Source organism: Paracoccus bogoriensis, from assembly GCF_019431455.1.
In the GTDB taxonomy this organism is placed as follows: domain Bacteria; phylum Pseudomonadota; class Alphaproteobacteria; order Rhodobacterales; family Rhodobacteraceae; genus Paracoccus; species Paracoccus bogoriensis.
Map to the genome: position 1 here is coordinate 49255 of NZ_JAHYSR010000023.1, position 12253 is coordinate 61507.

General features: G+C 64.6%; 15 protein-coding genes. 2 read left to right on the top strand and 13 right to left on the bottom strand.

Features of this window, described 5'->3' with window-relative positions:
• Positions 1-4 precede the first annotated feature (4 nt).
• The 6 genes from KY389_RS11805 to KY389_RS15730 form a co-directional block, all read right to left on the bottom strand.
• Positions 5-1510, bottom strand: a complete 1506-nt coding sequence (locus KY389_RS11805) for a YfjI family protein (protein ID WP_219831165.1) — start codon at positions 1508-1510, stop codon at positions 5-7.
• Positions 1507-2388, bottom strand: coding sequence for a DUF7146 domain-containing protein (locus KY389_RS11810; protein WP_219831166.1), 882 nt, complete (start codon positions 2386-2388; stop codon positions 1507-1509). The genes KY389_RS11805 and KY389_RS11810 overlap by 4 nt, the downstream gene beginning before the upstream one ends.
• Positions 2389-2561: 173 nt before the next feature.
• The gene (locus KY389_RS11815) at positions 2562-2747 is read right to left on the bottom strand and encodes a helix-turn-helix transcriptional regulator (protein ID WP_219831167.1); all 186 of its coding nucleotides are present in this window, start codon (positions 2745-2747) and stop codon (positions 2562-2564) included.
• Between the two features lie 113 nt (positions 2748-2860).
• Entirely contained in the window at positions 2861-3559 is a 699-nt protein-coding gene (locus KY389_RS11820; protein WP_219831169.1) for a hypothetical protein, read from the bottom strand.
• Positions 3556-4098 (bottom strand): tyrosine-type recombinase/integrase, encoded by a 543-nt coding sequence (locus tag KY389_RS15725; protein ID WP_343222948.1) that lies wholly within the window; start codon positions 4096-4098, stop codon positions 3556-3558. The genes KY389_RS11820 and KY389_RS15725 overlap by 4 nt, the downstream gene beginning before the upstream one ends.
• Before the next feature lie 6 nt (positions 4099-4104).
• On the bottom strand, positions 4105-4875 hold the full coding sequence (locus KY389_RS15730) for a tyrosine-type recombinase/integrase (RefSeq protein ID WP_343222946.1): 771 nt from the start codon (positions 4873-4875) through the stop codon (positions 4105-4107).
• A gap of 485 nt (positions 4876-5360) precedes the next feature.
• Between KY389_RS15730 and KY389_RS11830 the strand changes: the two genes are divergently transcribed.
• Complete coding sequence (locus tag KY389_RS11830) at positions 5361-6041, top strand: hypothetical protein (RefSeq protein ID WP_219831171.1); 681 nt, start codon at positions 5361-5363, stop codon at positions 6039-6041.
• Positions 6042-6074: 33 nt separating this feature from the next.
• Positions 6075-6833 (top strand): hypothetical protein, encoded by a 759-nt coding sequence (locus tag KY389_RS11835; RefSeq protein WP_219831173.1) that lies wholly within the window; start codon positions 6075-6077, stop codon positions 6831-6833.
• 10 nt (positions 6834-6843) lie between these two features.
• Here KY389_RS11835 and KY389_RS11840 read toward each other — a convergent pair whose 3' ends face one another.
• The 7 genes from KY389_RS11840 to KY389_RS11870 form a co-directional block, all read right to left on the bottom strand.
• Positions 6844-7224: a hypothetical protein gene (locus KY389_RS11840; RefSeq protein WP_219831174.1), complete on the bottom strand. Its 381-nt coding sequence runs from the start codon at positions 7222-7224 to the stop codon at positions 6844-6846.
• Positions 7224-8537: a recombinase family protein gene (locus tag KY389_RS11845; protein ID WP_219831176.1), complete on the bottom strand. Its 1314-nt coding sequence runs from the start codon at positions 8535-8537 to the stop codon at positions 7224-7226. The genes KY389_RS11840 and KY389_RS11845 overlap by 1 nt, the downstream gene beginning before the upstream one ends.
• Complete coding sequence (locus tag KY389_RS11850; RefSeq protein ID WP_219831177.1) at positions 8534-9115, bottom strand: DUF2924 domain-containing protein; 582 nt, start codon at positions 9113-9115, stop codon at positions 8534-8536. Before KY389_RS11850 ends, KY389_RS11845 begins: the two co-directional genes overlap by 4 nt.
• Positions 9112-9330 (bottom strand): hypothetical protein, encoded by a 219-nt coding sequence (locus KY389_RS11855; RefSeq protein WP_219831179.1) that lies wholly within the window; start codon positions 9328-9330, stop codon positions 9112-9114. The genes KY389_RS11850 and KY389_RS11855 overlap by 4 nt, the downstream gene beginning before the upstream one ends.
• Before the next feature lie 187 nt (positions 9331-9517).
• Positions 9518-10936 (bottom strand): hypothetical protein, encoded by a 1419-nt coding sequence (locus tag KY389_RS11860; RefSeq protein ID WP_219831181.1) that lies wholly within the window; start codon positions 10934-10936, stop codon positions 9518-9520.
• A 189-nt stretch (positions 10937-11125) separates the two neighbouring features.
• Complete coding sequence (locus KY389_RS11865; protein WP_219831182.1) at positions 11126-11857, bottom strand: hypothetical protein; 732 nt, start codon at positions 11855-11857, stop codon at positions 11126-11128.
• A gap of 1 nt (position 11858) precedes the next feature.
• Positions 11859-12253: S24 family peptidase (locus KY389_RS11870; protein ID WP_246588089.1), on the bottom strand; the 395-nt coding region annotated here is incomplete at its 5' end.

Below are 12253 nucleotides of genomic sequence, written 5' to 3' on the forward strand. Positions count from 1 at the left end.
CACATCAAACCACATCGCCCGCCCCCTTCACGATTGCCCAGGCTTCCGCCCGCGCAGCCCCGCGCACCACCGCGCCGGGGTAGAGCGGGGCAAGCCATCCGTGCTTTTCGAGAATGCCCAGCGCCGCCCGCGCCTTCGGGCTTTCGCGCAGCGGGTTCGGCCCGAGCCTTACCACATCGCGCACCAGCACTTCGGGTTCGGGCCAGCTTTCCAGCAGCCACCGCCGCAAGGCTTCGGCCCGGTCGATTTCAGCCGAGACCGTCGCAGCGCTTGCAAGCCGCGAAGCTTCGGCCAGATAGAATTGCGCCAGGTCGATTGCGTCGGCCATGTCGCGGGCTTCCACCGCCGGGGCGTGCAGGTCGCGCCAGAGGGTCAGCACGCCAGCGATGCGCGCAGCCTGTTCCGCCGCCTTTGACGCCGTGCCCGTGACATGCGCCAGGTCGCCGCCGGGGGCTTGTTGCGCTTCCACCGCGTCAGCGAAGGTCGTCAACAGTTCGCGCGCACCAGGCGAAAGGGGCAGGATGCGCGGTTGCAGTTCGCGGGTTTCCGGGTCCATCGGAAGGGGGCTTTCCAGAATGTCGCGCAGCCGCGACGCGAAGCCCGCCAGCGCCAGTTCATCGCGCCGGGCGTTCGCGGCAAAGCGGGTGCCGATTGCGCTGGGCGGCTCGCACATCAGGAAGCGGGGCAGAAAGCCCGTGTCAGCCGCCAGCGGGTCAGCCATGAAGGCCCGCGCCACGCCGGGCTGCACCATCAAATGCACCGCCAGCCGCCGCCCGTATAGTGTCGCGTGCCCATCGCCCGAGCGCGTGCGCCGGATGGGGTTGCCTTGCCAGAGGTCATTCAGCGCGGCCAGCGTCTTTTGCCGGTTGTCGCTGCTCATGGCGTGCCCGCCCAGAAATTGCCCCCCTTCATCCGAAAAGATGCCTAGCGACGGTTGCCCATGCGCGAAAAGCCGGGTCAGCCCTTCGAAGGTCGGTTCGGTCACGGTCCGGTCAGCCGATGGGGGCGCAGCGGGTTCCGGCCCGAGCGCGTGCAGATCGGCTTGCGCCGCCGTGCGTTTTTCGCCCTTCGCCTTTTTCGCGTCGCCCAGGATGCGTTCGCGTTCCCCCTTCCAGAGCGCGTGCGCGTTCTGCCAGGCTTGGAAGGCGTCGCGCTGGACGCGGGCTTGTTCGCGTTCATGGTCGCGCAGCGCGGCCATGAATGGTGCGTCACAGGCGGATTTCCGTTCGCCCGAGCGCGCCACCGTCAGCGCGTAAAGCGAAGTCGGGCGCGGCCCGCCCAGCGTTTCCACATCGGCAAAGCCCTGCACCGCCAGCGATGCCACCGCTAGCGCAGACTGCGCCGGGATCGCCACCGGGGCTTGCGTCATGCCCTGCACCGCTTCCACAGCCGCGTGCAGCGGCCCGAGCGCGTGCGCCGGATAGGGGGCACCGGGGGCGATTTCGCGCACCAGCGGTTGCGGCCCTTCGAGCGTGAAGGGGGTTTCCTTGAAGCGAGGTTCCGCGTTCATGCCGCCCGCCCTCCCTGCAAAATGGTGTTCCAGTCGCTCCCGGTTCCGGGGTCGAGAATGCCCACACGCCAGCCCAGCGCGTGCGCGCGTTCGGCCAGCGCGTGCGCCGCTTCGCGGCCCGGCCCGTCGCCATCGGCTGCGATTGTCAGCCGCCCCGGCTCCGGGGGCAGGCGCAGCCCGCGCATCCCGCTTGTTGAAAGCGCCGCCCATACCGTCGCAGGGCCATCCAGAAGCCCGCACAGCAGCGATAAGCCGCTTTCAATGCCTTCGCTCACCACCAGCCGCGAAGGCCCGTCAGCAAGCCGCACAGCGCCGCCAGCGGTTGCCCCCAGCATTGCCTTTGCCGGTTCAATGTCGGCCTTGCCCGAGCCATCGGGGCGCAGGTAAGTGCGATGCAGCGCAGGCAAGCCCGCGCCCTGCACCGCCGCCACCAGGGCAGGCCAGCGCCGGGCGGTCGGCCCGTGCCAGGCTTCCGGGTGAAAGCGCAGCGTGCGGGGCAAGGGGCAGGTGATGCCGCGCCCGCGCAGATAGGCTTCGGCCACCGTGCCCGCGATGGGCTGGGCTTCCTGCCACAGCCGCCTTGCCTGTTCCGCCCGCTTCACGGCTTCGGCCCGCCGTTCGGCTTCGCGCCGGGCCAGCGTTGCCGCGTCCGGGGGCGCATTGCCCCCCGAGCGCAGCCCCGCCGCTGCCAGAATGTCCGTGAAGGCGCAGGCGCTTTTTTTGCAGTCCAGCACCAGCCGCCCGTTGCGGCCATCGGCAAGGGTCAGAGCGTTTTGCCCCTTCCGCCGTTCGGGCTGACATACGGGGCAAGGCGCAGCCCCGTAGCGGCCATGCCAGCGCCCGCCCAGCGCCAGGGTCATTTCCCGCGCGTCAGTCATCGCCGCCCCCCAGCTTCGCCACCGGCGCGGCCCGCATGTCGGCTTCACGTCCCCGCTTTGCCCGGCTCGTGCCGTGTGTTATGGTCGGAGTGCCCGCCGCTTTCGCATGACGCCCCCCCCGGCCCGGTTCCTGCTCGCGCAGGTTCCGGGCCATTTCATGCCCGCCGCTCATCTCAGGCGGCCTTCACTTCGCGGGCGGCCATCCAGGCTTCAATGTCGCTTTCGCGCCAGCCCACCAGCCGCGCCCCCAAGGCCACGGGTTGCGGGAATTCGCCCCGCGCCATCCAAGCGTAAATTGTGCTCCGGGAAAGCCCCGTGCAGGCTTCAACGTCAGGGCGTCGCAAGATACGTTCTGCCATTGCCTTCTCCTTTTCCAGAAAGCCGCGGCGGGGTTGCCGTGGCCATGTCTGGAAGAATAGGCAAAGGCGGGGCGTCAGTCGTTGAAGGATAAATGCGGAATTTTCCGCCAACGCTAGCGCCTTGTTTTCATGACCTTTTCGATTGCGCGCCGGGTTTCGGGGGAAAGGGTAGTTTGCGCGCGGATATGGGCAAAGAGCGCCGGAAGGGTTCCGGGTTGAAGGATTGCCCGCGCCCGGGATTGCTTTGCAAGTGCGGCAAAAGCCCGTCCCATTTCCTGCATTTGCCGCCCGAGCGGTTTGAGCGCCCTTGAAATGTCGCGCTGAATTGCCTGCCAGTGTCGCGCCACAGGCACCATCCCGCCGCGAAGGCTTTTCCGAAGTGCCACCATTTCCCGCCTTGCCGCGTCATAGCTGTTCAAGGTTCGGAAGCCTTCCGCCTTCATGGCTTCCGCGATTGCGTCACATTGTGACAGGCGCGGCCCCGTGACGTTCCGATAGGGTTGCAGCCCGCTTTCATCGTGCAGCGCCCATATTGCGGCCCGCAAAGCCCGATAGCCATCGGCGCGCGCCCCCTTCGGTCGGCCCCGGCCCCGTCGCTTCCCGCTTTCCTGTTCCGCCATCGCCGCCGCCATCGCCGCCAATACAGCGCCGGAATCCAGCGCCTCGCCCTTTTCGGCTCTTGCCTGCATCTTCGCCAGCACCGCTTGAGGGCTTCGGTCGGCCCGGATGGGCGGGGCGTTCTTTGCTTCGCGGATCGCTTCACGCGCCAGCACCACCGCGCGTTGATATTTTCCGCAACTGGGTCGCTTCATCCCGCCGCCCCCAGCTTCACTACCTTTTCGCCGGTTCCGGCTTCACCGCGAAGGAAAGCGGCCCATGCGGCCATCATGTCGCGCCGCCGTTCCAGCATGTCGCTTCGCTGATAAGCCCTTTCGGTTTCATCCCCCACGCGATGCGCCAGCGCCAGTTCGGCCATGTCGCGCGGGAAGCCTTGTTCCGCCGCCCATTGCCGGAAGGTCGAGCGCAGCCCATGGGGCACGGCTGGGCGTTTGCTTACCGGGTCGAGAAAGCCCGCCCGGCCCGCCTTCACTTCGGCTTCCTGCATTCGCCGCATGACAGCGGAAAGCGTCATGTCGGACAGCATCCCGCCGCGCTGGGCGTGAAAAACATAGGGGCTTTCCGTGCGGGGCAGGCTTTGCAGGATTGCCACCGCTTCCTGGGTCAGCGGCACCCGATGCGCCCGGCCCGCCTTCATCCGTGAAGCGGGGATGTTCCATGTCGCAGTTGTCGCAATTGTCGCAACGGGGGTTCTGTCAGTTTTGTCGATTTTGTCCCGGCCCCCGAAGTCGATTTCATCTCACACCATGCCGCGCACTTCGCCCGAACGCGCAGCGGTCAGCGTCAGGAATTCTACCGCCCGCGCGGCCATCCCTTCGCGCTGGGCCAGCGCTGCCCACCAGCGCGGCACGTCCCCCAGCGCCAGCGCCGGTTGATTGTCGGCCTTCGCCACCTTCGCGGGCTTCGGCAGGATTTCGGACAGGTTGCCTTTCCAGCGAGCGGGGTTGTCCCCCGCGCGATACCCGGCCACCGTCGCCCATGACAGCACGGCCTCAATCCGCCCGCGAAGGCGGGAAGCGGTTTCCGTCTTGCCCTGCCAGATGGGTTCCAGCACGCGCAGCACGTCTTGCAGCGTGATTTCCGCAACCAGCTTCGGCCCCAGCACCGGGCGGGCGTATGCGTCCAGGGTCGAGCGCCATTGCGCCTTGTGCTTTTCGTTGCGGAATTCATCCAGCTTCGCGGCCAGATAGCGTTCCACCGCCGCTTCAAAGGTCAGCCCCGCGCGGGCGTCGCGCCGTTCCTGCACCGGGTCGCCGCCCATCATCGCCTTGCCCCGGTTTTCCAGAGCAAGCTTGCGTGCGGTCGCCAGCGGGATTGCGGGCGGGCTGCCCAGCCCGAGTTCGCAGCGCTTGCCGCGAATGGTGATGCGCTGCACCCATTGCTTCGCGCCGTTCGGCTGCACGCGCAGGATAAGCCCCTGCCCATCGTGATATTTGCCCGGCGCGGTCACAGTCTCCACGAAACGGGCGGTCAGCGCTTTTTGCGGTTTCCGAATACCCTTCGTTGCCATCGCTTCCCCCAGCCTATCCCCCGACAAGGCGTCCCCCAACATATCCCCCACATTGACGCGGATTACCACGGAATATGACGGAACGCACAGGCAAAGGGAAGGGAATGAAATGTATTTATAACAATTGATTAAGTTATTTCACGGAAGCCGCCGGAAGCCGGTTATACGGACTCCCGCTCCGCCATCATCCCTGTTGCGAACACGGACAGGCGCCCAGCCAAGAGCGGAAATAGTTGTGTTTTCAAAGGGCTTTGCCTCCCCCATGCGAACCTCTGAGACTGCGCCCGAGGCCCGTTCCGGGCTCTGAACGGCGCTCCGTCTCTGTTCGGGCGAACCTCGCCGTATTCGGTTCGGTCGGAAATTTCCTCGCTTTTCCAATGACCTGAATCTCAACCCCGCCAAAACTTCGCCCCCTGTGTCCTTCGCTCTCAAAGGGAACAGAGCCGCAACGGGTGGTAGGCGTAGCCGCTGGGTGCGATGGCTGAATGGCGCGCAGCGGTGGCGGCGTCGCGCGCCAGATTCCGGAAGCAGGTCGCCAGAGAGGTCCGCTGAATGTTGCGCGCGACATCCATACGCTGTGCAGCTATCATAGCAGCACCATGGTTATGCCGTTTGACGATGCAGATCATATTTTCAGATGTGCAAAGCGGCTCAAGAAGCCGCTCCGATGGGAGTCTGTCCCGAAGAACAATAGCGCAAGCGAGCACTGTCGGCGCCTGGAGTGCCGGGTCGAGATCGATGGTGGAATTCGGCGCGGCGTCTTCTTTCGGATCATCGCCTACCCGGGCTCACTGACGCGGCTGACATTTCAGCTTGAAACGGAGAAGGCCAACGGACGCTCGCGAGCCACACTCTATCGCTTTGAACTCAATCCGCCGCGCCCGCACACAAACAAGCTGTATGGGCCGGACGAAGTGAACGGACTGTTCATCAACGCGGGCGTGCCCCATGAGCACGTGTTCTACGACAGCCTGAATTCCGACGGTTCTCTTCGAAAGCGATGCGATGAACAAGGGCGAATAGTCGATGATCCACCGGAAGATTTCTCTACCGCTCTTGGCTATTTTTGTCGTAGAATCAATGTGATAAACGGTTCGGATGTCCCGAACCCCGGAGATCAAGGCCTGTTGCTGTGCCTCGGCGGCGTGGCGTCCCTATGCGCCTGATGTCCCGAACCCCGGAGATCAAGGCCTGTTGCTGTGAGGATCAACATCGACGATCGCGAAGCGACTGAAAGGGTGAGAGAAGCTCTCTCGCGCGTGGCGGCCGTCCGCGGTCTTGACGGGCGGATCGTCGTCGACGTGCCGGTCATGTACCCGAGCGGCGCTACGGCCGTGGTGGAAGTTGAGCGGAACGTCGATAGATACTGGGTCTCGGACATGGGTCACGGGCGCATCGAGACCGAGTTTGTCGCGGCTCAGGAGTGCTTCTCAGCGGCTGCTCGCCATGCGGCCAGCGACTACGGCGTAGAATTTGATGGGAACGCGATCTTTGCGCTTTGGGTTCCGTCCGCTCGACTTGAAGCAGCCATCGTATGTGTCGCGAATGCCTCAAACCGAGCGTGCTCTGATGCAATCCGGGTAGCATCGGAGGCGAAGGGGCGCCGAGAGAATGATCGGATTTTTCAGCGTATTCAGAAGGTGTTTGGCCCAAAGCATGTGACTCGCTCACTTGATGTCGCGGGTCGGCATGCACATTGGGAAGCGCATAACGTCGTGGTTTTTTCAGACAGAAGAAGAGCGGTCTTCGAAGCAATGACTTCGCACCCGAACTCTGTGTCTAGTAGGTTCCTGATGTTCTCCGACATTAAGGCAGCGGATGAGGAGATTTCCCTGAATGCCGTCGTCCGTGATCTGAGCAGTCTAGATGAGAAGGCGCAGATCATTGGTAATGTGGCAAACATTGTCGGCTTCGATGCGACCGATGAAGAACTGATGCGCTTCGCAAAGGCATCCTAATTGCCCATCCTCAGTCGAACACCCGCCCCGGCTGCTCGTCCCACGGCAGGGAGGCCACGAAGCACAGATCGTAGATGCTGATCGTGCTGGGCTCGCGGTGGACGACCAGCCGCTCAAGGACCTCGGGCGCCAGCCAGGCGAGCCGCAGGAGGCGGCTGACGTAGCGGTCGGAGAGGCCCTCGTCGGCAGCGAGATCGGCGAGCGTGGCGACGTCGCCGCGTTCCAGCCGCTGCCGCCAGCCCCATGCCCGGCCGATGGCGCGCAGCAGGTGGGGATCCTGCCCGCGGCCCATGGCGGCCTCGACGTGCTTCGGCGGCAGGATCCGGGGGCGGCCGCCCCGGCGGCGGAGTTCGAGGGGGATGTGGACGCGCAGGGTGTCGGGCGCGGGCATCAGGCGACCTCCTTCTTCGGCGGGGCCATAAGGGCCGCGATGGCGCCGAGGCCATCATGGCGCAGGTCGATGGCAAGGCCGGCCTCGCTGACCGTGACGCGCGCGACCAGCAGCTGGATGATGCGCGCCTGCTCGGCCGGGATGAGCGCCTTCCACAGGTCGTCGAACTGCGCCAGCGCGGCAACGACGGTGGCCTCATCGAGATCGGGCCGGTCCTTCCGCACCGCCCGCGCAGTGCGCGCCGCGACCTCGGGCGTGCGCAGCATGCGGCGGATTTCGCCGATGACGGCCTCCTCGACCATGGCACCGGGCAAACGCTGCGGCCCCCGCAGTTCGGCCGAGGGGCGCTTCCGGATTACGTCCATGGACGTGTAGTAGCAGTAGCGCTTGCCCTTCCGCTTGGTGTGGTGCGGCGTCATCGCGGCACCGGTCTCGGTGAAGATCAGCCCGCGCAGGAGCGCAGGCTGCGCCGTGCGCGCCACCGCCGCCCGGGCGACGCGGTTGTTGGCGATGACCTCGTCCCACAGCTTCTGGTCGATGATCGCCGTATGCTCGCCGGGATAGACCTCCTCCTTGTGCACGGCGAGGCCGAGATAGACCTTGTTGTGCAGGAGCTTCAGCAGGTAGCCCCGGTCGAACACTGCGCCGCGCTTGGTGCGGATCCCGCGGGCGTGCAGTTCCTTCAGCACCTGCGCCGTGGAACTGGAGCGGGCATAGAGGCGGAAGATCGTGCGGACCTGTTCGGCCTCGGCTGGCTCGATCACCAGCTTGCGGTCCTTCACGACGTAGCCGAGGGGCACCGGACCGCCCATCCACATCCCCTTCCGGCGCGAGGCGGCGAACTTGTCGCGGATGCGCTCGCCGATCACCTCGCGCTCGAACTGGGCGAAGCTGAGCAGGATGTTCAGCGTCAGCCGCCCCATGGACGTCGTGGTGTTGAACGACTGGGTGACCGAGACGAAGGTGACGCCGTGGCGGTCGAAGATCTCCACCAGTTTCGAGAAGTCCATCAGCGCGCGGCTGAGGCGGTCGATCTTGTAGACCACGACCACGTCGATCAGCCCGGCCTCGATGTCGGCGATCAGTCGCGCCAACGCGGGCCGGTCCAGCGTCCCGCCTGAGAAACCGCCGTCGTCATAGCGGTCGCGCAGCGCCACCCAGCCCTCGGCGCGCTGCGAAGCGATGTAGGCCTCGCAGGCCTCGCGCTGGGCGTCGAGGCTGTTGAACTCCATGTCGAGCCCTTCCTCGCTCGACTTGCGGGTGTAGATGGCGCAGCGCAGACGGCGGACGGGTTCGGGCTTTGCGCGACTCATGGGTTCAGCCCTCCGCTTGCGCTTCGGGCGTTCGTTGCTGCCATCGATCCACTGGATCGATGGCCGGCCTTCGGCCGCCGCGCCTCACTCTCCGCGCCATGGGCCAGCCCGAAGAACTTCCACCCGTTCCAGTGACTGCCGGTGATCGCCCGCACCGCGGCCGAGAGCGACTTGAACCTCCACCCCTGCCATTCGAAGCCGTCGGTCAGGACGGTGACGATCTGCTCTTCGCCCTGCCACTCGCGCACCAATTTGGTGCCGGGGATCGGGCGACGGGGATCGGCAATCAACGGGCCCGGCGCCCCCGAGGCGACCTCGGCCGCGAGCGCGTCCAGCGTGCGCCGCGTCGCGGGCTTGATGCCGCCATGGGCCAGTTCCTGGATGCGGTAGCCGATCCGCAGCTCCAGGTTCCCGCGGCTGGCATTCGGCGCGGGCTCGCCGAACATGAACCGCCACTTCCCCTGCAGCTCGGGCACCGTCATCGCCTTCAGCGCCGCCAACTCGGCCAGGACGTCGATCCCCTCCGCCGGGCGCGCAGGCGCGGCTCTTGCGGCTGATTTCCTTGTGTTTTTCTTCATGCGTCGTCTCCAACTCGGTTTTGTACCTGTCTCCGACGACGGCGTCTGAGGGCGAGAATGTCCAGCGAACTGTCTCCGTCGAGCGGAGAATTCTCGTTCATTTCCCGTGGGTTGGTGCGCGCGATGGCGCTGGCGAGGATGGCGGCCAGCTCCGCCAGCCGCTCATCGGTGGTGAGCGTCTCGGCGGGCGGCGCGAACGCGATGTCGTCTTGCATGGGGAGCGAACCTCCTGAGGCGGTTTGCTCCGTGTTCGCCTTCACCGCTGGATTAATTCAAGTGTAAACAACGGGTTGTCGTAGGAGGGGGTAGCTGAGAGCAAATGGTAGCGCTCGGCACTTGTCATCACGGTGAGCGAATTTCCTCTAAAAGAGGGCGAGGCCCGAACCGTGCTTCAGCGAGCAGCTAGGGATAGGCCAACCTGTAGCCCTCCAAGACAGGGTGCGACCATATCCTTTGCTTGCCCGCGTCAGTCATCGGGAGGTCGCGCGCCGTCAGCAGGAAGCACAGAGCTTCCATGGCGAGAGTTGCCTGGTTGAAACGTCGCCACTCGCTCTCGTCCCGAGGGGCAAAGTGGCCGTGGGCCACACGGCCGCGAAATTTCCGAGCATTCTCGAGATGATCGATCATAGCAAAGGGGAGGTCGTCTCCGCCGAACTGGACCCGGACCGAATCGACGAGCCGCGAGAACCGGTCACGCATTGTTTCCTCGCCAATCCGTCTTAGAGCTCCTCGAATTCTATTCTCCATATCGCCGAGACCCTGATCGCGGGCTGCATCCGATGCAGCTCGGATCAATCGCTCGATGGCGGCTTCATCAAATGCTCTTTCAGCCCCTGTGTTTGGTAATTCTTCGAACCAGCGCCATGCGGCAAGGAGGCGATCGCCGGAAATGACGCGTCGCAAGCTCAGACTCTCGGTCATGCGGATGTTGGCGCGCTCCCATTCTTCGGATCGGATTACCCATTCAACGAGGCCGGCCTCCAACGCCGCGAGTTCGGCATCGTCTGCTGCAAGGAACGGAGCGCCGTGGAACGCCAATTCTCTCGCCTCGTGCTCGTCAGCGGACCAGTTCCACATCACTTCGTGATCGCCAACATATGTGCCTGCCTCGACGGCGCGGACCATATCCTCAAAGGACAATCGATCGACCCGTACCGCGGCGGGCGCCAACCGGACACCGAGCACAAATGACAGGAAGGATAGGTAGCGGAAGAGATGCGCCTCTATCTTGTCCAGCGAAGTTCCTGTCGCGAATTCGATCGAGAAAGTTGGTCGGTAGGCTGTCAGGCTCCTTGTGTCGATGCCATACGTTGCCGCGTATCCCGCAGTCAGGGTCAGGCTCCCCGCCTCCGCGCGGTAAAGTGCAAGCTCTTTTTCAGAAGGATGCGATACTCGGCCGAGCGCTTGCACCTTCTTGAGATGCCGCAGGACATACTCAGTTTGGGCGACATCGAATGACAGCCTCCGGACGAGGTCATCGGGCCGCCAAGCGTCGACGCCGAGCAGGGCAAGGTTAGAAATGATGCCGCCTTGGTAAATGCTACGGTATTCATCGCTTCCGCGACCGCGATCCTTACCCACAAACTTGGTCGCCACACTTTTCGACGAGTGACGAGCCGGCACGTTGGCATGCAGCGACGCGACCTTGCCTTCCTCAGTAATCACATAGATAGGCTCATTTTCGGAGACGTGGACAAACTCGTCGTAGCCGACGAAATACAACTCGGTCATCTCATCATTCAGAATGAGAATGCCCGTCCTGGTCCCATCAAGCTCCCGGCAGTGGAGCCGCTTGGAGCCATGAGGATTCTTGTGGATCATTCGCCTACCATTTAACTTTCAATCGGCTATCAGGGGCATTTCGCTATCGCAGAACCAGAAGGCGGACGAAAGACAGCTTCGCCCCAGTTTTCGTCAGTCTCAAACGCGCAGGTTTTGCGTTCCCAAGTATCACCCTTATCTACGGAAAGCGCCGCAGCATCGCGAGCATCCTGACGTGCGCACAGGCTATCAATGCCGAGTCGCCCCACGCACCATCGCATCCGTCTCCAGCCTCAACGCCCCCCGCCACAGCGGCGTCTTCATGAACACCGCCTCCTCGAAGCGATAGCTGGCCTTGCCGCGCCCCTGCTGCAGCAGCCCCGCCCAACACAGCGGGCGCAGCACCTGGATGTAGAGCTGCCCCATCACCTCGTCGTAGCGCGGGAGTGGTCCCACCTCTGGTTCGCCGAAGAGCACGCGGCGGAGGTAGCCGCCGGTGGCACCGTCCTCGGTCTCGATGTTCAGGACGTTCAGGAACACGTTCCAGTTGCCGAGGATCGGTGCGTCGTCGAAGCGCGACATGCTGGCGTGGTTGATGCGAAACAGAAAGAACGGGACGACGGTGCCGAAGATCCGGCCGGGATGGCCGGCCAGCGCCTGGCCTGCCTTGGTCAGGCGGAACTCGCCCTTGTAGTGTCGCCCGAGCTTCATCGCGATCATCAGGTCGTGCAGAACCATGAGCGGGGCGAAGTCCGGCTCGTTCAGAACCTTGTTAACGGCGAAAAGGTCCGACTCTGTGTGGCCGGGCCAGTCGAACGCGGCCGCCGCCCAGTGCACGAAGACCCGCTTGAACGCCTTGGACGGCGTCAGGGGAATGCCGCCATGCTCGCCGATCCAGGCAAACGTCTTCTCGACCCCGCGCACCAGCGGCGAGAACGCGAGCGCCGGATCGGTATCGTCGATCTCCCTGAACCCGATCACCTCAAATCTCCCGCGCGAACCAGCGGATGCGGCCGACGATGTGGATCTCGTCGGCCGTTCGCTCGTATTCGGGGTAGTGTTTGTTGTCGGAGATGACGCGCACCGCGGGCGGGTCGCTGTTCGGGATGTGCTCAAGCCGCTTGGCCACCAGGCCCATCCCGTCGTCCAGCACGAAGATGCCGGGCGGGTTGGGGGTGCGGCGGGTCATGTCGACCAGTACCGCGTCGCCGCTCAGCAGCGTCGGCGCCATGCTGTCGCCCTCGACATGCATGATGCGCAGCTGCGACGGGCTGGCCTTCAGGCTGTTCCGGATCCAGCAGGGGGAATGTCCCGCCCGATGTTGAACTTCGTGGGGTGAGGGGTGGCGTTGCTCTCCCTGAGCCGCAGGCTCGGGGT

Coding starts and splice junctions, on each gene's coding strand:
- KY389_RS11855 (WP_219831179.1), bottom strand. CDS start 9,330: ATGCAAGACGACATCGCGTTCGCGCCGCCCGCCGAGACGCTCACCACC.
- KY389_RS11810 (WP_219831166.1), bottom strand. CDS start 2,388: ATGACTGACGCGCGGGAAATGACCCTGGCGCTGGGCGGGCGCTGGCAT.
- KY389_RS11830 (WP_219831171.1), top strand. CDS start 5,361: ATGGCGCGCAGCGGTGGCGGCGTCGCGCGCCAGATTCCGGAAGCAGGT.
- KY389_RS11860 (WP_219831181.1), bottom strand. CDS start 10,936: ATGATCCACAAGAATCCTCATGGCTCCAAGCGGCTCCACTGCCGGGAG.
- KY389_RS11840 (WP_219831174.1), bottom strand. CDS start 7,224: ATGCCCGCGCCCGACACCCTGCGCGTCCACATCCCCCTCGAACTCCGC.
- KY389_RS11820 (WP_219831169.1), bottom strand. CDS start 3,559: ATGAAGCGACCCAGTTGCGGAAAATATCAACGCGCGGTGGTGCTGGCG.
- KY389_RS11805 (WP_219831165.1), bottom strand. CDS start 1,510: ATGAACGCGGAACCTCGCTTCAAGGAAACCCCCTTCACGCTCGAAGGG.
- KY389_RS11845 (WP_219831176.1), bottom strand. CDS start 8,537: ATGAGTCGCGCAAAGCCCGAACCCGTCCGCCGTCTGCGCTGCGCCATC.
- KY389_RS15730 (WP_343222946.1), bottom strand. CDS start 4,875: ATGGCAACGAAGGGTATTCGGAAACCGCAAAAAGCGCTGACCGCCCGT.
- KY389_RS11850 (WP_219831177.1), bottom strand. CDS start 9,115: ATGAAGAAAAACACAAGGAAATCAGCCGCAAGAGCCGCGCCTGCGCGC.
- KY389_RS11815 (WP_219831167.1), bottom strand. CDS start 2,747: ATGGCAGAACGTATCTTGCGACGCCCTGACGTTGAAGCCTGCACGGGG.